The 18,945-nt window shown below is 68.1% G+C and carries 21 protein-coding genes and 1 tRNA gene; 15 read left to right on the forward strand and 7 right to left on the reverse strand.

What is annotated here, in order from left to right; genetic code table 11:
- Positions 1–151 precede the first annotated feature (151 nt).
- From U4Y91_RS28800 to U4Y91_RS28810, 3 genes are all read right to left on the reverse strand, one after another.
- A complete protein-coding gene (locus U4Y91_RS28800; RefSeq protein ID WP_321807919.1) occupies positions 152–1,126 on the reverse strand; it encodes a quinone oxidoreductase in 975 nt (324 codons plus the stop codon).
- Between the two features lie 182 nt (positions 1,127–1,308).
- Positions 1,309–1,701: a methylglyoxal synthase gene (locus U4Y91_RS28805; RefSeq protein WP_321807920.1), complete on the reverse strand. Its 393-nt coding sequence runs from the start codon at positions 1,699–1,701 to the stop codon at positions 1,309–1,311.
- Positions 1,702–1,756: 55 nt separating this feature from the next.
- A complete protein-coding gene (locus tag U4Y91_RS28810) occupies positions 1,757–2,536 on the reverse strand; it encodes an SDR family oxidoreductase (RefSeq protein ID WP_321807921.1) in 780 nt (259 codons plus the stop codon).
- 246 nt (positions 2,537–2,782) lie between these two features.
- Between U4Y91_RS28810 and upp the strand changes: the two genes are divergently transcribed.
- The 10 genes from upp (at position 2,783) to U4Y91_RS28860 (ending at position 10,931) form a co-directional block, all read left to right on the forward strand.
- Positions 2,783–3,433: a uracil phosphoribosyltransferase gene (gene upp, locus U4Y91_RS28815; RefSeq protein ID WP_006478229.1), complete on the forward strand. Its 651-nt coding sequence runs from the start codon at positions 2,783–2,785 to the stop codon at positions 3,431–3,433.
- 218 nt (positions 3,434–3,651) lie between these two features.
- The gene (locus tag U4Y91_RS28820) at positions 3,652–4,380 is read left to right on the forward strand and encodes a YebC/PmpR family DNA-binding transcriptional regulator (RefSeq protein ID WP_044844700.1); all 729 of its coding nucleotides are present in this window, start codon (positions 3,652–3,654) and stop codon (positions 4,378–4,380) included.
- A gap of 105 nt (positions 4,381–4,485) precedes the next feature.
- Positions 4,486–5,763 (forward strand): phosphoribosylamine--glycine ligase, encoded by a 1,278-nt coding sequence (gene purD, locus U4Y91_RS28825; RefSeq protein WP_321807922.1) that lies wholly within the window; start codon positions 4,486–4,488, stop codon positions 5,761–5,763.
- 118 nt (positions 5,764–5,881) lie between these two features.
- Positions 5,882–6,802, forward strand: coding sequence for an oxygen-dependent coproporphyrinogen oxidase (hemF, locus tag U4Y91_RS28830; RefSeq protein ID WP_321807923.1), 921 nt, complete (start codon positions 5,882–5,884; stop codon positions 6,800–6,802).
- Positions 6,799–7,551 (forward strand): nicotinate-nucleotide adenylyltransferase, encoded by a 753-nt coding sequence (locus tag U4Y91_RS28835; RefSeq protein WP_415750507.1) that lies wholly within the window; start codon positions 6,799–6,801, stop codon positions 7,549–7,551. The genes hemF and U4Y91_RS28835 overlap by 4 nt, the downstream gene beginning before the upstream one ends.
- 4 nt (positions 7,552–7,555) lie before the next feature.
- The gene (gene rsfS / locus U4Y91_RS28840) at positions 7,556–8,002 is read left to right on the forward strand and encodes a ribosome silencing factor (protein WP_124612501.1); all 447 of its coding nucleotides are present in this window, start codon (positions 7,556–7,558) and stop codon (positions 8,000–8,002) included.
- Between the two features lie 19 nt (positions 8,003–8,021).
- A complete protein-coding gene (rlmH, locus tag U4Y91_RS28845) occupies positions 8,022–8,492 on the forward strand; it encodes a 23S rRNA (pseudouridine(1915)-N(3))-methyltransferase RlmH (RefSeq protein ID WP_059468149.1) in 471 nt (156 codons plus the stop codon).
- Positions 8,493–8,543: 51 nt separating this feature from the next.
- Positions 8,544–9,176, forward strand: coding sequence for a Maf family protein (locus tag U4Y91_RS28850; RefSeq protein WP_321807924.1), 633 nt, complete (start codon positions 8,544–8,546; stop codon positions 9,174–9,176).
- An 8-nt stretch (positions 9,177–9,184) separates the two neighbouring features.
- Positions 9,185–10,654 (forward strand): ribonuclease G, encoded by a 1,470-nt coding sequence (rng, locus tag U4Y91_RS28855; protein WP_321807925.1) that lies wholly within the window; start codon positions 9,185–9,187, stop codon positions 10,652–10,654.
- A 200-nt stretch (positions 10,655–10,854) separates the two neighbouring features.
- A tRNA-Met gene (locus U4Y91_RS28860) sits at positions 10,855–10,931 on the forward strand.
- A 60-nt stretch (positions 10,932–10,991) separates the two neighbouring features.
- On the opposite strand, the gene U4Y91_RS28865 is transcribed toward U4Y91_RS28860, so the two are convergent.
- Positions 10,992–11,375, reverse strand: a complete 384-nt coding sequence (locus U4Y91_RS28865) for a DUF1493 family protein (protein ID WP_321807926.1) — start codon at positions 11,373–11,375, stop codon at positions 10,992–10,994.
- A 2-nt stretch (positions 11,376–11,377) separates the two neighbouring features.
- Positions 11,378–11,809 carry an STM2901 family protein gene (locus tag U4Y91_RS28870; RefSeq protein ID WP_415750511.1) on the reverse strand — a complete coding sequence of 144 codons (432 nt, stop codon included), beginning with the start codon at positions 11,807–11,809 and terminating at the stop codon, positions 11,378–11,380.
- Positions 11,810–12,104: 295 nt separating this feature from the next.
- On the opposite strand from U4Y91_RS28870, the gene U4Y91_RS28875 reads away from it, so the two are divergent.
- The 4 genes from U4Y91_RS28875 to U4Y91_RS28890 all read left to right on the forward strand — a co-directional run bounded on the left by U4Y91_RS28875 (position 12,105) and on the right by U4Y91_RS28890 (position 15,573).
- Complete coding sequence (locus U4Y91_RS28875; RefSeq protein ID WP_321807928.1) at positions 12,105–12,440, forward strand: YggL family protein; 336 nt, start codon at positions 12,105–12,107, stop codon at positions 12,438–12,440.
- 300 nt (positions 12,441–12,740) lie between these two features.
- Positions 12,741–13,706, forward strand: a complete 966-nt coding sequence (locus U4Y91_RS28880; protein WP_321807929.1) for a PRC-barrel domain-containing protein — start codon at positions 12,741–12,743, stop codon at positions 13,704–13,706.
- On the forward strand, positions 13,703–14,962 hold the full coding sequence (locus tag U4Y91_RS28885) for an MFS transporter (RefSeq protein WP_321807930.1): 1,260 nt from the start codon (positions 13,703–13,705) through the stop codon (positions 14,960–14,962). Before U4Y91_RS28880 ends, U4Y91_RS28885 begins: the two co-directional genes overlap by 4 nt.
- A gap of 32 nt (positions 14,963–14,994) precedes the next feature.
- Positions 14,995–15,573: an FUSC family protein gene (locus U4Y91_RS28890; protein ID WP_044844713.1), complete on the forward strand. Its 579-nt coding sequence runs from the start codon at positions 14,995–14,997 to the stop codon at positions 15,571–15,573.
- A 67-nt stretch (positions 15,574–15,640) separates the two neighbouring features.
- On the opposite strand, the gene U4Y91_RS28895 is transcribed toward U4Y91_RS28890, so the two are convergent.
- A complete protein-coding gene (locus tag U4Y91_RS28895; protein ID WP_321807931.1) occupies positions 15,641–16,033 on the reverse strand; it encodes an RcnB family protein in 393 nt (130 codons plus the stop codon).
- A gap of 88 nt (positions 16,034–16,121) precedes the next feature.
- On the reverse strand, positions 16,122–17,873 hold the full coding sequence (msbA, locus tag U4Y91_RS28900; RefSeq protein ID WP_321807999.1) for a lipid A export permease/ATP-binding protein MsbA: 1,752 nt from the start codon (positions 17,871–17,873) through the stop codon (positions 16,122–16,124).
- Between the two features lie 223 nt (positions 17,874–18,096).
- Here msbA and U4Y91_RS28905 point away from each other — a divergent pair, with 223 nt between their 5' ends.
- The gene (locus tag U4Y91_RS28905; RefSeq protein WP_124487204.1) at positions 18,097–18,849 is read left to right on the forward strand and encodes a glycosyltransferase family 2 protein; all 753 of its coding nucleotides are present in this window, start codon (positions 18,097–18,099) and stop codon (positions 18,847–18,849) included.
- The last annotated feature ends 96 nt before the right edge of the window (positions 18,850–18,945 follow it).

Genomic DNA, 18,945 nt, shown 5'->3' on the forward strand with positions numbered 1-18,945 from the left:
GGAACGGCGGGCGGGACAGCGGATGGGACAGCGGATGGGACGGCGGGTGGGACGTCGGGAGGGACAGCGGGTGGGACGAAGACTGGACGGGCGGCGACCGGCGCCGCCCGCCAGGGTGCGCGCCGGCGTGGTGCCGGCGCGAAGGGATGCGTCAGGGAACGAGGATCGTCGAGCCGGTCGTCTTGCGCGACTCGAGGTCGGCATGCGCGCGGCCGACTTCCGCGAGCGGATAGCGCTGGTTGATGCTCGTCTTCACCTTGCCCGACAGGATCACGTCGAACAACTCGGCGGCCGCGGATTCGAGGTCGGCGCGCTTCGCGATGTACGAGAACAGCGTCGGCCGCGTGAAGAACAGCGAACCGCGCGACGAGAACTCCTTCGAGTCGATCGGCGGCAGCGGGCCCGACGCATTGCCGAAGCTGACGAAAAGCCCGAGCGGCGCGAGGCAGTCGAGCGAACCGATGTAGGTATCCTTGCCGATCGAATCGTAGACGACCGGCACGAGCGCATCGCTCGTGATCGCCCTCACGCGCTGCGTGAAGTTCTCGCGCGTGTAGACGATCGGGTGGTCGCAGCCGTGCGCTTTCGCGAGTTCGGCCTTCTCGTCGGAGCCCACCGTGCCGATCACCGTTGCGCCGAGCGCCTTCGCCCACTGGCAGACCAGCAGGCCGACGCCGCCCGCCGCGGCATGGATCAGGATCGTGTCGCCGGCCTTGACCGGATACGTGCGGCGCAGCAGGTAGTGCGCGGTCAGGCCCTGCAGCATCACCGACGCCGCTGCGTCGTAGCTGATGCCGTCCGGCAGCTTGACGAGGCGGTCGGCGGGCAGCACGCGCTCCTGCGTGTACGCGCCGGGCGACGACCACACATAGGCGACGCGGTCGCCGGGCTTGAACGCGGTCACGTCATCGCCGACCGCCGTCACCTCGCCGGCCGCCTCCATCCCGAGCCCGGCGGGCAACGGCTGCGGATAGAGGCCGGTGCGGAAATACACGTCGATATAGTTGAGCCCGACCGCATGCTGCTTGACGCGGACCTGGCCCGCCTGCGGCTCGCTGACCTCGACGTCGACCCACTTCATCACGTCCGGGCCGCCTGCCTGGTCGTATCGGATTGCTTTCGGCATCGTTTCGCTCCTCGTTTCTGAATCGGTCAGGGGGATATTCGGGTCGCCGACGCACGGGCCGACGCCGACCGGTGCAGGCAGGAACCGGCGGCCGATGCGCGTCGCGACGCCCGATTCTCGCGCGTCGCCGCCGGGCGTGCATGGCCCTGCCACCAGCAGGGGCAATCGGGCTGGCCGAACGCCTAGCAAACGTCCTGCATGTTGCGAGCCAGATCGTCGAGCAGCATCCGCGCGGTCGCGACGTTGGTCGCGACCGGCACGTCGTGCACGTCGCATGCGCGCACCAGCGCGGTGATGTCCGGGTCGTGCGGCTGCGCGGTCATCGGGTCGCGCAGGAACACGACGATGTCGACACGGCCGTCGACCAGTTCCGCACCGATCTGCAGGTCGCCGCCGCACGGCCCCGACAGCTTGCGCTCGACCTCGAGCCCGTGCGCGGCGGCGATGCGGCCGCCCGTCGTGCCCGTCGCGACCAGCCGGCATTGCGCCAGCGTCTCGCGGTACTGGCCCGCGAGCGCGACGATCTCGTCCTTCTTCGCGTCGTGCGCAATCAATGCAATGCGGGGTTTGCTCATCTCCGTTTCCTTCGTGGTTCGATGGTTGTCGTGTTCGTGAATGGCGCTGCGCGCGTCAGAACGTGCCCGGATACGCGCCGCCGTCGAGCAGCCAGTTCTGCCCGGTGATATAGCCGGCATGCACGCTGCAGAGGAACGCGCACGCCGCGCCGAATTCGGCGCGCGTGCCGAGTCGCCCGGCCGGGATTTCCCTCGCGCGCCGTGCGCGCATCTCGTCGACAGTCACGCCCTGCGCCTTCGCCGACGCGGCAAGCGTCGTCGCGATCCGGTCGGTGTCGAACAGCCCGGGCAGCAGGTTGTTGATCGTCACGCCCTGCCCCGCGACCTTGCGCGACAGCCCCGCGACGAAGCCGGTCAGCCCCGAGCGCGCGCCGTTCGACAGCGCGAGCACGTCGATCGGCGCCTTCACGGCCGAACTCGTGATGTTGACGATCCGGCCGAAGCCGCGGCCGATCATCCCGTCGACGGTCGCGCGGATCAGTTCGATCGGCGTCAGCATGTTCGACTCGAGCGCGCGGATCCAGTCGTCGTGCGAGAAATCACGGAAGTCGCCGGGCGGCGGCCCGCCGGCATTCGTCACGAGAATGTCCGGCTGCGGGCACGCGGCGAGCGCGGCCGCGCGGCCGTCGGGCGTCGTGATGTCGCAGGCGACGGCGGTGATCGACACGTTCGACCCGGCGCGGATCTCCTCCGCGGTTTCCTCCAGCGTGTCGCGCGTGCGCGCGACGATCACGAGGTTCACGCCCTCGGCGGCCAGCGCTTCCGCGCAGCCGCGCCCGAGCCCCTTGCTCGCCGCGCACACGAGCGCGGTCTTTCCTGCGATGCCGAGATCCATCGTCGATTCCCTTTATGGCGACGCGCGCCGGCCGCGCCGGGCCGCCGACGGGTCGCAGGCCGGTTCGCCGGGCGGGCGAACGGTCGCGAACGGAGGCGAGCGGGCGAACACGGCGCGCGGATTGTCGTGAGACGTCGATAATATCCGGATCACGCGGCGCGCCTTGGTAAAATTGCGGCCATGAGCGGCGGCCGGCCTGGCGCCGGCGCCGCCCCCGATCCCCTTTTGCCGCCAAGGCACCCCGTCATGAAACAGGACAGCCGTTTCCCGAATCTCTTCATCACCGATCACCCGCTGATCCAGCACAAGCTGACCCACATGCGCGACAAGGACACGTCGACGCGCACGTTCCGCGAACTGCTGCGCGAGATCACGCTGCTGATGGGCTACGAGATCACCCGCAACCTGCCGATCACGACCAAGCGGGTCGAAACCCCGCTGGTGGCGGTCGACGCGCCGGTGATCGCGGGCAAGAAGCTCGCGATCGTGCCCGTGCTGCGCGCCGGCATCGGGATGTCGGACGGCCTGCTCGACCTGGTGCCGTCCGCGCGCGTCGGCCACATCGGCGTGTACCGCGCCGAAGACCACCGCCCGGTCGAATACCTGGTCCGCCTGCCCGATCTCGAGGATCGCATCTTCATCCTGTGCGACCCGATGGTCGCGACCGGCTACTCGGCCGTGCACGCGGTCGACGTGCTCAAGCGCCGCAACGTGCCGGCCGCGAACATCATGTTCGTCGCGCTGGTCGCCGCGCCCGAGGGCGTGCAGGTGTTCCAGGACGCGCACCCGGACGTGAAACTGTTCGTCGCGTCGCTCGACTCGCACCTGAACGAGCATGCGTACATCGTGCCGGGCCTGGGCGACGCGGGCGACCGCCTGTTCGGCACCAAGAACTGACAGACGGCGCCGCCGGGCCGCGCGGCCCGGCACGCCGCAACGGCCCGCCCGGCCGTTCGGCCATGCGCGGCGGCCCCGAAGCGACGGTCGCCGCGTGATAAAATCACGTTCCACTCGACACGCGCGGCCCCGCGGCTTCATGCCCGCCCAGACGGCCGCCGATTCAACGACACATTGGCACAATCGCCCGCGCAGCGCGCCCGGGCACGGAGAAAGGTATGGCTGGTCATTCGAAATGGGCCAACATCAAGCATAAGAAGGCGGCAGCCGACGCGAAGCGCGGCAAGATCTGGACCCGACTGATCAAGGAAATCCAGGTCGCGGCCCGCCTCGGCGGCGGCGACGCGAGTTCGAACCCGCGCCTGCGTCTCGCGGTCGACAAGGCGGCCGACGCGAACATGCCGAAGGACAACGTCAAGCGCGCGATCGACCGCGGCGTCGGCGGCGCGGACGGCGCGAACTACGAAGAAATCCGTTACGAAGGCTACGGCATCAGCGGCGCGGCGATCATCGTCGACACGCTGACCGACAACCGCACCCGCACGGTCGCGGAAGTCCGTCACGCATTCTCGAAGTTCGGCGGCAACATGGGCACCGACGGTTCGGTCGCGTTCATGTTCGATCACGTCGGCCAGTTCCTGTTCGCGCCCGGCACGTCGGAAGACGCGCTGATGGAAGCGGCGCTCGAAGCCGGCGCGGACGACGTCAGCACGAACGACGACGGCTCGATCGAAGTGCTGTGCGACTGGCAGGCGTTCTCGGCGGTGAAGGACGCGCTCGAAGCCGCGGGCTTCAAGGCCGAACTCGCCGAAGTGACGATGAAGCCGCAGAACGAAGTCGAATTTACCGGCGACGATGCGGCGAAGATGCAGAAGCTCCTGGACGCGCTCGAGAACCTCGACGACGTGCAGGAGGTGTATACGAACGCCGTCATCGTCGAGGAATGAGATGCCGGCCGCCGTGCGCATCGTCACGGCGGCGGCCCGACCGATTTCGCGGCCGGCGCGCCTGAGCGTGCCGGCCGCCCTGTTTTCTAGTCTGCGGGGAATCCCATGAAACTACTCGTCGTCGGCTCCGGCGGCCGCGAACATGCACTGGCGTGGAAGCTCGCGCAGTCGCCGCGCGTCCAGATGGTCTACGTCGCGCCCGGCAATGGCGGCACGGCGCAGGACGAGCGTCTGAAGAACGTCGACATCACGTCGCTCGACGCACTGGCCGATTTCGCGGAAAGCGAAGGCGTCGCGTTCACGCTCGTCGGGCCGGAAGCGCCGCTCGCGGCCGGCATCGTCAACCTGTTCCGCGCGCGCGGCCTGAAGGTGTTCGGCCCGACCCGCGAAGCCGCACAGCTCGAAAGCTCGAAGGATTTCGCGAAGGCGTTCATGAAGCGCCACGGCATCCCGACCGCCGACTACGAAACCTTCTCCGACGCGGCTGCCGCCCACGCATACATCGACGCGAAGGGCGCGCCGATCGTCGTGAAGGCCGACGGCCTCGCAGCCGGCAAGGGTGTGGTCGTCGCGATGACGCTGGAAGAAGCGCATGCCGCGGTCGACATGATGCTGTCGGGCAACAAGCTCGGCGACGCAGGCGCGCGCGTCGTGATCGAGGAATTCCTCGATGGCGAGGAAGCGAGCTTCATCGTGATGGTCGACGGCAAGCACGCGCTGGCACTGGCCTCGAGCCAGGACCACAAGCGCCTGCTCGACGAAGACCGCGGCCCGAACACGGGCGGCATGGGCGCCTATTCGCCCGCGCCGATCGTCACGCCGCAGATGCACGCACGCGTGATGCGCGAAATCATCATGCCGACCGTACGCGGGATGGAGAAGGACGGCATCCGCTTCACGGGCTTCCTGTACGCGGGCCTGATGATCGACAAGGAAGGCAATCCGCGCACGCTGGAATTCAACTGCCGGATGGGCGACCCCGAGACGCAGCCGATCATGGCGCGCCTGAAGAGCGATTTCTCGAAGGTCGTCGAACAGGCGATCGCGGGCACGCTCGACACGGTCGAACTCGACTGGGACCGCCGTACCGCGCTCGGCGTCGTGCTGGCCGCGCACGGCTATCCGGACGCGCCGCGCAAGGGCGACCGCATCAACGGGATCCCGGCCGAGACCGAGCAGGCCGTGACGTTCCATGCGGGCACGACGCTCGACGGCGACAAGCTGACAACGTCCGGCGGCCGTGTGCTGTGCGTGGTCGGCCTTGCCGATTCGGTGCGCGAAGCGCAGCAGCATGCGTACGACGCGATCAACCAGATCAATTTCGAAGGCATGCAGTACCGCCGCGACATCGGCTTCCGCGCGCTGAATCGCAAGAGCACGTAACGCGCTGACCGCCGCTTTGCCGTCGCAAACGGCGGCCTCCTCTGCCGGGGTTCGATAGAATGCCCGGCAGATGCCTTTTTTACGGCCCCCGCTTCGCGCGGGGGCAGCCAGTCCAGACATGACCGATTCGACCTACGACGTGGCGCGCGTGCGCACGTATCTCCAGGGCCTGCAGGCACGCATCGCCGACGCGCTCGGCGCGCTCGACGGCACGCCGCTCGCGACCGACGCGTGGCAGCGCGGGCCGGAAGAGCGCCTGCGCGGCGGCGGCTGCACGCGGATTCTCGAAGGCGGCCGCGTGTTCGAGCGCGCGGGGATCGGTTTTTCCGACGTCGCCGGCGACGCGCTGCCGCCGTCGGCGAGCGCCGCGCGCCCGCAGCTGGCCGGTCGCGGCTTCGAGGCGCTCGGCGTGTCGCTCGTGCTGCATCCGCGCAACCCGTACTGCCCGACCGTGCACATGAACGTGCGGATGCTGATCGCGACGAAGCCCGGCGAGGCGCCGATCTTCTGGTTCGGCGGCGGCATGGATCTGACACCGGTTTATCCGTTCGAGGACGACGCGCGGCATTTCCACCAGACCTGCAAGGACGCGCTCGATCCGTTCGGCGCCGAGCTCTACCCGCGCTTCAAGACGTGGTGCGACGAGTATTTCTTCCTGAAGCACCGCAACGAGACACGCGGCATCGGCGGGATCTTCTTCGACGATTTCTCCGAGCCCGGATTCGAACGCTCGTTTGAGATGATGCAAAGCGTCGGCGACGCGTTCCTGAACGCGTATCTGCCGATCGTCGAACGCCGTGTCGCGCTGCCGTACGGCGAGCGCGAACGCGACTTCCAGGCTTACCGGCGCGGCCGCTACGTCGAATTCAACCTCGTGTTCGACCGCGGCACGCTGTTCGGGCTGCAAAGCGGCGGCCGGACCGAGTCGATCCTGATGTCGATGCCGCCGGTCGCGCACTGGCGTTACGACTGGCAGCCCGAGCCGGGCTCGCCGGAAGCGCGCCTGAACGACTTCCTCGTGCCGCGCGACTGGGTTTGAGCCCGCCGCGCCCCGTCGCCTCAAGAACAGGACACGTTTTTCTGGACACCACCGCCCGCCCCGCCCCGCAGCCGCTGTCACGTCGTATCGGCCTGCTGGGCGGCACGTTCGACCCGATCCACGACGGCCACCTCGCGCTCGCGCGCCGGTTCGCCGACGTGCTCGGCCTGACCGAACTCGCGCTGCTGCCCGCCGGGCAGCCGTACCAGAAGCGCGACGTGTCGGCCGCCGAGCATCGGCTCGCGATGACGCGCGCCGCTGCCGGCTCGCTGTCCCTGCCCGGCGTGACGGTCACCGTCGCGCCCGACGAGATCGAGCACGCGGGGCCGACCTATACGGTCGAGACACTCGCACGCTGGCGCGAGCGGATCGGCCCCGATGCGTCGCTGTCGCTGCTGATCGGCGCCGACCAGCTGGTGCGGCTCGACACGTGGCGCGACTGGCGCCAGCTGTTCGACTACGCGCACGTGTGCGCGTCGACGCGCCCGGGCTTCGACCTCGGCGCGGCGCCGCCGGACGTCGCGCAGGAAATCGCGCGGCGGCAGGCCGGTGCCGACGTGCTGAAGGCGACGCCGGCCGGCCACCTGCTGATCGACACGACGCTGGCGTTCGATATCGCCGCAACCGACATCCGCGCACACCTGCGCGAATGCATCGCGCGTCATGCGCAAATGCCCGATGCGTCGGCCGAACATGTGCCGGCCGCCGTCTGGGCCTATATTCTTCAACATCGTCTCTACCATTCCTGATTCCATGGATATCCGCAAACTGCAGCGCGTGATCGTCGACGCTCTCGAAGACATCAAGGCGCAAGACATCAAGGTGTTCAACACCAGCCACCTGACCGAACTGTTCGACCGCGTGATCGTCGCGTCGGGCACGTCGAACCGCCAGACCAAGGCGCTCGCGTCGAGCGTGCGCGACAAGGTCAAGGAAGCCGGCGGCGACATCGTCAGCTCCGAAGGCGAAGACACCGGCGAATGGGTGCTGGTCGACTGCGGCGACGCGGTCGTGCACATCCTGCAGCCGGCCCTGCGCCAGTACTACAACCTCGAGGAAATCTGGGGCGACAAGCCGGTACGGATGAAGCTCGGCGGCGGCAAGGGCCCGAACGGTTTCGCTACCGCCAGCGAAGACGAGGACGACGAGGAAGAAGCGCCCGCACGCCCGGCGCGCAAGACGGCTGCCCGCCGCCGCTGAGTCGCAACGAGTCGTCCCGATGAAGCTTTTCATCCTCGCGGTCGGCCACAAGATGCCCGGCTGGATCGCGTCCGGCTTCGACGAATACACGAAGCGGATGCCGCCCGAGCTGCGCATCGAGTTGCGCGAGATCAAGCCCGAACTGCGTTCGGGCGGCCGCAGCGCGGAAAGCGTGATGGCGGCCGAGCGGCAGAAGATCGAGGCCGCGCTGCCGAAGGGCGCGCGCATCGTCGCGCTCGACGAGCGCGGCCGCGACTGGACCACCATGCAGCTTGCGCAGGCGCTGCCCGGCTGGCAGCAGGACGGCCGTGACGTCGCGTTCGTGATCGGCGGCGCCGACGGGCTCGATCCGGAACTGAAAGCGCGCGCCGACGTGCTGCTGCGCATCTCGAGCATGACGCTACCGCACGGGATGGTGCGCGTGCTGCTCGCCGAACAGCTTTACCGGGCGTGGAGCATCACGCAGAATCACCCCTACCACCGCGCATGACGTGTCGTCCTCGAGACGCGCGCCGCGCGCGCTCAACGAGATAACGACACCATGCCGTCCAGCACGCCCCCTGCCCTTTTCCCGACCCTTTATCTCGCTTCGCAAAGCCCGCGCCGCCAGGAGCTGCTGCAGCAGATCGGCGTGCGCTTCGAATTGCTGCTGCCGCGCCCCGACGAGGACGCCGAGGCGCTCGAAGCCGAACGGCCCGGCGAAGCCGCCGATGCGTATGTGCAGCGCGTGACCGTCGCGAAGGCCGAGGCCGCGCGGGCGCGTCTCGTCGCGAGCGGCAAGCCGGCCGCGCCGGTGCTCGTCGCCGATACCACGGTGACCATCGACGGTACGATCCTCGGCAAGCCGGCCGATGCCGACGACGCGCTCGCGATGCTGACCCGCCTCGCGGGCCGCGAACACGAGGTGCTGACCGCCGTCGCGGTGGTCGGCGCCGACGGTGAACTGCTGCCGCCCGCGCTGTCGCGCTCGTCGGTGCGCTTTTCGGCCGCGCCGCGCGACGCGTTCGAGCGCTACGTCGACACCCGCGAACCGTTCGGCAAGGCGGGCGCCTACGCGATCCAGGGACGCGCGGCCGAATTCATCGAGCGAATCGACGGTTCCCATTCGGGTATCATGGGTCTGCCCCTTTTTGAGACTGCCGCGTTGCTGCGCACCGCGCGCGTCGCCTTCTGAATCCCACCATGAACGAAGAAATCCTGATCAACCTCACGCCGCAGGAAACGCGGGTCGCACTCGTCCAGCAAGGCGCGGTGCAGGAGCTTCACGTCGAGCGCACGCTGTCGCGCGGGCGGGTCGGCAACATCTATCTCGGCAAGGTCGTGCGCGTGCTGCCCGGCATGCAGTCGGCGTTCATCGACATCGGTCTCGAGCGCGCGGCGTTCCTGCACGTCGCCGACATCTGGCATCCGCGCCTCGCGGGCGAGCCGCAGTCGGGCGCGCCGCACCAGCCGATCGAGAAGATCGTGTTCGAAGGCCAGACGCTGATGGTCCAGGTGATCAAGGATCCGATCGGCACGAAGGGCGCCCGACTGTCGACGCAGGTCAGCATCGCGGGCCGCACGCTCGTCTACCTGCCGCAGGAGCCGCACATCGGCATCTCGCAGAAGATCGAGAGCGAGGCCGAGCGCGAGGCCGTGCGCGCGCGCCTGACGGCGGTGATCCCGGCGGAAGAGAAAGGCGGCTACATCGTGCGCACGATCGCCGAGGACGCGACCTCCGACGAACTGGCCGGCGACGTCGCCTACCTGCGCAAGACCTGGGCGACCATCGTGGCCCAGGCGCAGCGGCTGCCGGCGACGAGCCTGCTGTACCAGGATCTCGATCTCGCGCAGCGCGTGCTGCGCGATTTCGCGAACGACGACACGACGCGCATCCAGGTCGATTCGCGCGAGACGTACCAGCGCCTCGCGGAATTCGCGAACGAATTCACGCCGGCGGTGAGCCCGAAGCTGCATCACTACACCGGCGAGCGGCCGCTGTTCGACCTGTACAACATCGAGACGGAGATCCAGCGCGCGCTGTCGCGCCGCGTCGACCTGAAGTCGGGCGGCTACCTGATGATCGACCAGACCGAGGCGATGACGACGATCGACGTGAACACCGGCGGCTACGTCGGTGCGCGCAACTTCGACGACACGATCTTCAAGACCAACCTCGAGGCCGCGCATACGATCGCGCGGCAGCTGCGGCTGCGCAACCTCGGCGGGATCATCATCATCGACTTCATCGACATGGAGAACGCCGATCATCGCGACTCGGTGCTGTCCGAGCTGAAGAAGGCGCTGTCGCGCGATCGCACGCGCGTGACGGTCAACGGCTTCTCGCAGCTCGGGCTCGTCGAGATGACGCGCAAGCGCACGCGCGAATCGCTCGCGCACGTGCTGTGCGAGCCGTGCCCGACCTGCCAGGGCAAGGGCCAGGTGAAGACGTCGCGCACCGTGTGCTACGACATCCTGCGCGAGATCCTGCGCGAGTCGCGCCAGTTCAATCCGCGCGAATTCCGCGTGATCGCCGCGCAGCAGGTGATCGACCTGTTCCTCGACGAGGAGTCGCAGCATCTCGCGATGCTGATCGACTTCATCGGCAAGCCGGTGTCGCTGCAGGTCGAGTCGAACCTGAGCCAGGAACAGTACGACATCGTGTTGATGTAAGGTCATGCGCGGCGATCTCCGAATCGGGAGATCGCCCCCAACCCTTGCCGCGGGCATCGAGCAAAAATATCAGTTGGCACGCCGAGCTTCGAGGGCTCGGGCAACGTAAGCGCCCCCTGGCGAGCGAAGCACGGCCGCTTGATTTCAACTTTGGTCACGGAGCGTTTGACGCACCGCAGCAGTGCCACTATAATTCGTGCCGCGGGGTGGAGCAGTCTGGCAGCTCGTCGGGCTCATAACCCGAAGGTCATAGGTTCAAATCCTATCCCCGCAACCAAACATCGAAGCCCGCTTTGCGACAGCAAGCGGGCTTTTTACATTTCGCCGATTCGTGGGTTCATTTCCCACGAGCGACCTGGTCTCGTGCAACGCTCTCGATCGCGTCCGTATCCCATCGGCCGATGCGCATTGCTTCTTCCAGCATGCCGAGGGTAAGGGGCACACAAGGTCGCTTCCGGTAACGCTCGGAAAACAGCGCGAGAAACGTCGTCACCATCTCCTGCCCTTCAGGGCCGAAGTAGCGGTCGTAAGGGAATTCGGCAGCATTCACACCGAACGTTTCGGCCCATTTGTCGATGAATTCGATTGCATCGATTCCCGTCACGCGCAGATCCTCCTCGAGACGTGACGACGGCTCGATTCGCAATTGGCCGCCGAACAACGGGCGACCGAGCTCTTCGCGCGCAAATGCGGCAAGCTTTTCCCACCTAGCGGCAGACACGATCAGAACACCCTGTTTTCAAGTTTGACGACGGCGTTGTAGCGACGCACCGTGTTGAACATGATTACGGCCGCGTCGGCGGCCAAGAACATCTCCCCGACCACGGGGATGGTTCGGCCGACCCATGCACCGAGATTCCGCGTGGACGCGAGACGTACGCCCTGAGCGCCCACCGACATGATCATTGGCAATCGCATTCCCATCTGAATCGGCAACAGCTTGCGCGCAGCAATTGATGCGACCGATGTGCCCTTGGTCGCCGCAACGAATTTTCCTGGTGCCGGCACATCGGCTTGACCCAGCAATATGGTGGAAGCGGCTGCAAGGTCATCGAACCCAACGCGCCGCTGGATCTCATCGACCGCGATCCAGAAAAACAAATCCCCCGGCTTGAGATCGACATGACCATTGTACGAATAGCGATTGTCCGACATACGGCCCTCGTTGTTGTTCGAATAGCCGCCGACCTTAGCAAAGCCGAAGCGGCTCGCCATCCCTGTATCATTCGGTCATACGCGCGATGACCCGCCGGGCCAAGCCACACCGAGAAAACCCGGTCGATCGATTGTTTAACAATGGTTTCATGATCAACCGCGCGACAAACCGATATCGCGACGGCGCAACGCTCGGGCCACTCGCTGCGTGCTCGGGCTGCGCGGCACGTCGACATCGTGCCAGCACCAGCCGCCGCGCGATCCTTTCCCACCCAACATTCACTCACCACACACCATGAGCCAACGCCGCAACCGCCGCCAGCGCAAGAAACTCCACATCGCCGAGTTCCAGGAACTCGCGTTCAACGCGACCGCGCAATACCGCAACGAGCTGACCGACCTCGAGCGCGGCCAGCTGATCGACGCGTTCATCGATTTCGTCGAAGCAAACGGGCTGCTGACCGTCGCGTCCGCTGACGAAGGGATCGGCGCCTACGTGATCTCCGGCGCGCCGCGCGGCACGACGACCGACGCCGACCGCGAGAGCGTGCGCGGCTGGCTGGCCGCACGTCCGGAGCTGACCGACGTCCGGGTCAGCGAATTCACCGACGCGTGGTATCCGGACGCCTGACGCTCCGTTTTCTCCCTGCTTCATGCTGCGCCCGCGCCTGCCCGCCATGACGGCGGCGGGCCGGGGCGGCACCCAGGTGAGCCGCCCCTCATCCGCCAGCCTTCCCCGTCGCCCGACAGCGACGCAACCGCCGCCGATCCCTACCTTTCCCCGACAGTCCGCCTCCAGCAAGCCATCGAAATCGGTCCTGAAAGGAAGACACGTTAAACTCTCACCTCGCGTGGTGCGCCGCCCGCACCCGCCATCCATCGCCAGCCGCGCGCCTCCGGGCCCGGCCCCCGACCCATGGAGTGAGTGTCAATGAGCGGCGGACTTCCGTTTCCCGCATCCCGCATGTCGTTCCCGTCCTCGACGGTCTTCCTCGTTCTCGCCGCCGCGCTGCTGTCCGGCTGCGGGCTGCTGCCGACGCAGAATCCGCCCGCGCCGATCAGCGAAGCGCTCGTCGAACCCGTCGAGGAAACCGCCGGCGAACCGCTGACGATGCCGCCCGTGCCGGCGCCGACGCAACCGGAAGCGCCGGAAGCACCGAAGAAGCCGCACCGCGAAGTGACGCGGCCGAAACCCGTGCAGCGCCCCGAAACACCGACGCCGCCGCCACCACCGCCCGCCCCGATCGTCGCGACGCGCCCGCTCGACCGCACGCAGATCCATGCGCTGCTCGACAGCGAGGTCGCGCGCCGCAACGGCAAGGTGATCGGCCGCGCGGTCGACATGGTGACCGACGCGAGCGGCAAGCCGCGCGAGATGATCGTCAACCTGCAGGGCTTCATGGGCATCGGCGACCGCAAGGTCATCTTCCCGTGGAACGTGTTCCGCTTCACGCCGGGCGGCAAACAGGAGCCGATCGTGCTCGACGTGCCGTCGGGCGACCTGCCCCCGGCCGCGCGGCCCAAGGCCGTGCCGCTGTCGGGTTCGGCCGCGGCGTTGCCCGCGACGCGACTGCCGATGCTCGACAGCGATGTCGAGCGCCCGAACGGCACGAAGATCGGCCGCATCGTCGACGTGCTGATCGACCGCGCCGCGCAGCCGCAGGCGGTCGTGCTCGACCTCGGCGGGCTCGTCAACACCGACCGCCGCTCGATCGCCGCGAGCTGGGGCGCGCTGCGCTTCATCACGCGCGACAAGGCGCTGCATCCGCAGCTCGACCTGAACGATGCGCAGATCAAGGCGTCGCCGCCCTACGCGGCCGACAAGCCGATCGTCGCGGTCTACCCGCCCGTTGCCCCGGCACCGGTGCCGGCTTCGTCTGCGAGTGCCACCCGATGACGATCAAGCATTCCGTCAGCGTACGCAGTCTGCGGTCCCTCGACTGGCTCAACTTTTTCGTTGCAAACGTTCAAACCGGGTTCGGTCCGTTCATCGCGTCCTACCTCGCGTCGCACAAGTGGACGCAGGGCGAGATCGGCATGGTGCTGTCGATCGGCACGATCAGCGCGATGGTCAGCCAGGTGCCGGGCGGCGCGGCCGTCGATGCGCTGAAGAACAAGAAAGGCGCGGCCGCGTGGGCGATCGCGGCCATCATCCTGTCCGCGGTGCTGCTCGCGTCGAGCCCGACGATCGTGCCGGTGATCGCGGCCGAAGTGTTCCACGGCTTCGCGAGCTGCATGCTCGTGCCGGCGATGGCCGCGATCTCGTTCTCGCTGGTCGGCCGCGCCGATCTCGGCGACCGGCTCGGCCGCAACGCGCGCTGGGCGTCGATCGGCAGCGCGGTGGCGGCGGGCCTGATGGGGCTCACCGGCGAGTATTTCTCCGCGCGCGCGGTGTTCTGGCTGACCGCCGTGCTGGCGTTGCCCGCGCTGTTCGCGCTCGCGATGATCCAGCCGACGCACGAAGTGATCCCGCAATCGTCGAAACCCGACGATCACGACGAAGGCGAGAAGCGCGAGACGCTGCTCGAACTGCTGCGCGATCGCCGGATGCTGATCTTCGCGGCGTGCGTCGTGCTGTTCCACCTGTCGAACGCCGCGATGCTCAACCTCGCGGCCGGCGAAGTGACGGCCGGGATGGGCGAGAACGTGCAGCTCGTGATCGCCGCGTGCATCATCGTGCCGCAGGCGATCGTCGCAATGCTGTCGCCGTGGGTCGGCCGTTCCTCGCAACGCTGGGGACGCCGGCCGATCCTGCTGCTCGGCTTCTCGGCGCTGCCGGTGCGCGCGCTGCTGTTCGCCGGCGTGAGCAGCCCCTACCTGCTCGTGCCGGTGCAGATGCTCGACGGCATCAGCGCCGCCGTGTTCGGCGTGATGCTGCCGCTGATCGCGGCCGACGTCGCGGGCGGCAAGGGCCGCTACAACCTGTGCATCGGGCTGTTCGGTCTCGCGGCCGGGATCGGCGCGACGCTCAGCACGGCCGTGGCCGGCTATGTCGCCGATCACTTCGGCAACGCGATCAGCTTCTTCGGGCTCGCCGCTGCCGGCGCGCTCGCGGCCCTGCTCGTCTGGCTCGCGATGCCCGAAACGCGCGTCGACAACGGCGACGCACCCGAGGGCGCGCCGGCCGCCGCATCGTCCGAACAGGCGCACTGACGCGCGCGCCGCCCCGCTTCTTGGCCGACACGATGGATACGATCAGGACCCTCAACGAAGCCCGCCAGCAGATCCAGCAGTCGATCTTCGATCTGTTCAAGGGGCTGACTTTCGGCGAACGCCTCACGCAAGGCGCGCTGATGGCGCTGCAGGCCGTGTGCGGCGCGTGCCTCGCGTACGCGATCGGCCGCGCGTTGCACACCGAGCAGGCCGTGTGGGCGGCGATCACCGCGATCGCCGTCACGCAGCACAACTATTCGGACACGATGTCGCTGTCGCGCGACCAGTTCATCGGCGCGATGATCGGCGGCGTGGTCGGCTTCGCGGGGGCCGCGCTCGGCGGCGACCGCCTCGTCGCCTATGCGATTGCGGTCGCGATCACGATCGTCGGCTGCTGGTGCCTGAACGTCGGCAGCGCGGCGCGGCTCGGCGGCGTCACCGCGACGATCGTGCTGCTGTTTCCGGGCAACGGCCCGCTATGGGACATTCCGCTGATGCGGCTCGGGGAAGTCGCACTCGGCACCGTCTGCGCGCTGGCGGTGTGCTGGGCAATGTCGCGGATCGAGCGACGCTGGTTCCGCCGGGCGGCGAAGTCGGACCAGGACAAGTGACGCGGTTGCCGGGACGCACGCCCCGGCAACCGGATGAAGCGATGATCGGCGGCAGGTGCGGCAGGCGTTACGGACCGACCCGCAGCACGATGCCCGAGCCGATCTGCACGAGCAGATAGTCGCCGCCGACGCCGACCCAGTGATAGCCGCGCGGCGGCGGGCTCAGCCGATAGCCGCGCCAGTCGTCGACCACGTACTGGCGATCGCGGAATTCGTCCGGGAGCCGGTCACCCTTGTGCCAGTCGCGGCGCGGCTGGTCGGCCCAGCGCTGCGGTACGTCGTCGTCGCGATGCATCGCCTGGCCGGGCGGCATGTGCTTCGGGCCGTGACCGCGGTGCATGCCGTGATTGCCGTGATCACCGTGGTTGTCGTCGTTGCCGTGCCCCTGCGCCATCGCGACCGGCGCGGCGAAACCCGCCGCAACCAGCGCGGCCAGCATCATCCCGTGCATCTTCCTCATCGTCCTTCCCTCCGTGTTGTCACGTCGAACCGGAAACAACTGGACTTGCCCGATCAAGACTAGCACACGGGTGCGACCCGACTTCATGTCACGCCGCCTGCTGCTGGTACTGGATCCGGTGCAGGTGCGCGTACAGCCCGCCGTGGCGCAGGAGCTCGTCGTGGCTGCCCTCTTCGACGATCTTGCCGGCTTCGAGCACGAGGATCCGGTCCGCGCGCTCGATCGTCGACAGCCGGTGCGCGATCACGAGCGTCGTGCGCCCTTCCATCAGCCGCTCGAGCGCAGCCTGCACGTGACGCTCGGATTCCGAATCGAGCGCGGAAGTCGCCTCGTCGAGGATCAGGATCGGCGCGTCCTTGTAGATCGCGCGCGCGATCGCGAGCCGCTGCCGCTGGCCGCCCGACAGTCGCATCCCGTTGCCGCCGACCAGCGTGTCGAGCCCGTCGGGCATCGCGGCGACCGCGTCGGCGAGGTTCGCGGCCTCGAGCGCCGCCTGCACGCGTGCGCGGTCGGGCGTCTGCCCGTACGCGACGTTCGCGGCGATCGTGTCGTTGAACAGCACGACGTCCTGGCTGACCATCGCCATCTGGCCGCGCAGCGCGTGGATGTCGTAGTCGGCCACCGGCACGCCGTCGACCAGGATCGCGCCGCCCGTCGGATCGAAGAAGCGCGGCAGCAGGTTCACGAGGGTCGTCTTGCCGCTGCCGGACGGCCCCGCGAGCGCGATCATCTCGCCCGGCGCGACCTTGAACGAAATGCGGTCGAGCGTCGGCCGCTCGGAGGCGCCGTAGTCGAACGACACGTCGCGGAATTCGATCTCGCCGCGCGCGTGCGCGAGCGCACGGCCGCCGCCCTGCGGCTCGGCGGGCTCGTCGATCAGCCCGAAGATCAGCTCGGCGGCCGTCATCCCGCGCTGCAGCGGCTGGTTGACGTCGATCAGGTGCTTGAGCGGCGAAATCACCAGCAGCATCGACGTGACGAACGCGACGAAGCCGCCGACCGTCGTCTGGTCATTGGTCGACTGCACGACCGCGATCGTGATCACGACCGCAAGCGCGATCGACGCGAGGAACTGCGTCAGCGGCTGCGCGAGCCCGCCCGAGATCGTCATGCGCATCGCATAGCCGCGCAGGCGCTTGCTCATCGTCGTGAAGCGGTCCATCTCGTACGCTTCGCCGTTGTGCACCTTGACGACCTTGTAGCCGCCGACCGTCTCCTCGACGATGTACGACAACTCGTTGGTCAGCGTCTGGTGCTCGCGGTTCAGGCGGCGCAGGCGGCGGTTGATCTTGCTGACGAGCCAGCCGATGCCCGGCAGGATCACCGCGACGATCAGCGTGAGCCGCCAGTTCAGGTAGAACAGGTAGCCGAGCAGGAACACCACGGTCAGCGAGTCGCGCACGAGCGTGACCATCACGCCGGTCAGCACCGACAGGATCTGGTTGACCTCGAACACGATCGCGTTGATCACGGTGCTCGCGGTCTCGCGCTGGAAGAACGACGCGCCGGTGTGGAGCATCCGCTGGAACATCTCGAGCCGCAGTTGCAGCAGGATGCGATTCGATACGTAGTTGAGCAGGTAGTTCGACGTGTACTGAGACACGCCGCGCACGAGCGCAAGGCCGATCACCGCGATCGGCACGTACCATTTCGCGCTGTCGCTGCCGTGCGAGCCGAAGCCGTGGTCGAGCAGCGGCTTGAGCAGCGCCGGGATCCCGGCTTCCGTGGCCGCGACCACGCCCATCGTCATCACGGCGAGCAGCACGATGCCGATGAGCGGCCGGATGTACGGCCACAGGCGCTTGAGGACCGTGACCGGCGAGGTACCGGTGCCGTCCATCGGTTTGCGAAGAGTGTTCTGGGTTTCCAAGGCAATCCTTCTTGAGCCGCAACGCGGCGCCCGGGGCGTGACTGCCCGGAATTCGCCCCGTCCGGCGGGTGCCGAAAAAGGCCCAACATTATAGCTGTACCGCCCCCGCCGGCATGGCCATCGCCGAAGCGGCCGGCTGCCTGCGCGCGGGTATACTGCCGCTCACCGTTTTCTCCGCCTTTTCGACGATTTCATGGCAGAACCCACCCTCGGCGTCGCCCTCATCGCCCTCAACGCGGCCGCGCGGCTCGCGCAGTGCCTCGACGCGCTGACCTTCGCCGACGACGTCGTCGTGATCGACGGCGGCAGCACCGACGATACGGTCGAGATCGCCCGCGCGCACGGCGCCCGCGTGATCGTCGAGCGCGACTGGCCGGGCTTCGGCCCGCAGAAGAACCGCGCGCTCGACGCGCTCGACACCGACTGGATCCTGTCGCTCGACACCGACGAGGTCGTCAGCCCGGAACTCGCGCAGTCGATCCGCGCGGCCATCCGCACGCCGGCCGCGCAGGTCTACGCGCTCGACCGGCTGTCGAGCTTCTGCGGCCAGTGGATCCGCCACAGCGGCTGGTATCCGGACTGGGTGCCGCGCCTGTTCCGGCGCGGCACCGCCCGCTTCTCCGACGACCTGGTGCACGAGCGGCTCGTCTTCGACACCCCCGCGCAGCGGCTGCCGGGCAAGCTGATGCACTATTCGTACGAGGATTTCGAAACCGTCGTGCGCAAGCTCGATGCGTATTCGACGGCCGGCGCGCGCCAGCGCCGCGCGGCCGGCCAGCGCGGCGGCTTCGGCAAGGCGCTCGCGCGCGGCGCGTGGGCGTTCGTGCGGACCTACGTGCTGCGGCGCGGATTTCTCGACGGCCGCGCGGGCTTCATGATCGCCGTGTTCAACGCGGAAACCGTCTACTACCGGTTCCTGAAGCTCGGCCACGAAGCGGCCCGCTGAGCGCGCCCCGCCCTGCCGCCACCCTGACGCCGCCGGCATGCGGCCGGCCCGGCGTTACAATGCCGGGCTGCCCGCGCGCCATGCGCGCCCGAGCAC

This window comes from Burkholderia sp. BCC1993, from assembly GCF_905339865.1.
GTDB lineage: Bacteria > Pseudomonadota > Gammaproteobacteria > Burkholderiales > Burkholderiaceae > Burkholderia.